Annotated in this window: 1 protein-coding gene; it reads right to left on the bottom strand. The window is 60.6% G+C overall.

Annotated elements, in window-relative coordinates; all coding sequences use genetic code 11:
• Positions 1 to 779, bottom strand: a 779-nt coding sequence (locus AB0I98_RS49870) for a reverse transcriptase N-terminal domain-containing protein (RefSeq protein ID WP_362953182.1), incomplete at its 3' end; no start/stop codon positions are given.
• Between the last annotated feature and the right edge of the window lie 683 nt (positions 780 to 1,462).

Here is a 1,462-nt window from a genome sequence, read left to right on the forward strand (position 1 = left end):
ACCCCGGCTGCGGATTCCATTCCGTGCAGGGCAATGTTGAGGAGGAGAGGGCTGATGACACCACCTTGAGGTGTCCCCTCTTCGGTGTTGGTGAAGCCGCCCTCCTCGATCACCCCAGCTTTGAGCCACCCTCTGATGTCTTTGGCAGCTGGGAAGGCGCCAATTGACTCCAGCAGATGCTCGTGACTGATGCGGTCGAACGCCCCCGCCAGGTCCGCGTCCAGGATCCATAACCGCTTGGCGGCCCGCCTAGCGGTCACTTTGTGGATCATGGATAGCGCATCATGGCAGCCTCGCCCGGGGCGGAAGCCGTAGCTCCTGCCTTCGAACTTGGCTTCCCACTCAGGTTCGAGTGCGTTCTTCACTCGCGCCTGCTGGACTCGGTCCCGGATCACCGGGATACCAAGTGGGCGTCTCTTCCCATTAGCCTTGGGAATGTACACACGCTTCACCGGCTTCGGACTCCGAGACTTCCCCTCGGAGAACTCCAGGGCAAGGCGCCCTCGATCCTCTAGAGTCAGTGCCCGATAGTTGTCGACGCCGGCGGTCCTCCTTCCAGGGCTCTGTTGCGTCACACGACGGACGCTCTGGAGCGTGTTGGAATGAGAACGCAGCATGAGCTTTTGGAGGTTACGGACCTTCTTATGGTCCCCCTCCTGCGCGGCCTTGAAGATTCGCTGGCGAAGTCGCCTGACGTCTCGTTCTACCTTGGCCCAGTCTGTACTGTGCCACGGGGTATCTGCGTCCTGGGTTCCGTTCCGGGAGGCTCCATCACTCAGCACTGCCTCGTTCAAGCGTCCTCCTTGTCTAACTTGCGCCCAGGTTGGGGCTGTTCCCAGATATTCTTCAACGGCCTACCTGACCCGCGTGGGCTCCCTTTCGGGCCCAGGTTTTTTCCTGGTATCCACCGAGTTATGGCCGGAGGCATGGAGACTGCCTGATGTCCGGCGTTTCCTCTGAGCTTTCGCTCCAGTGGCGTTGGCTTCTCGGGTCATCCTGTTCCCGCAGTGGAGTTACGCCTTCGTTGCCTCCGGCCTACCCATTGGGACCGCTACGGGGTTTCCCTGTTCCTCTCTCATGAGATACGACCGGGTTGGGAACTCTCTCTGATCCGGGACCACGGTGACCTCCTCCCGATTTCACTGACTGCGGGAGCATGTGACGCCTCTCAGCGTCGGGTCCTTTACCGCGCCGACTGCTTCCACCACGCGGTTACACCTCACGAATCGTAAGTACAAGAGTTCGCTCTCGCTTTCCCGTCCGGTCTTCCCCTTGCCTGTGGAGTTCTGGTGGTCTGCACTCTCTTGGGTGTTTCCTCCGGCTCAGCACCCCACCCTTACGAGTGACGCACCCAGAGGCGGGGATCGGCATTGATCACTCGCCGAGGTTGACGTATCTCCCTTCTGTCATCCGCTCATGCGGAGAGGCTTTGCAGGTCGCACCAGTGGTGGTGGGTCTTGCC

The organism is Streptomyces sp. NPDC050211 (genome assembly GCF_040656035.1).
Lineage (GTDB): Bacteria > Actinomycetota > Actinomycetes > Streptomycetales > Streptomycetaceae > Streptomyces.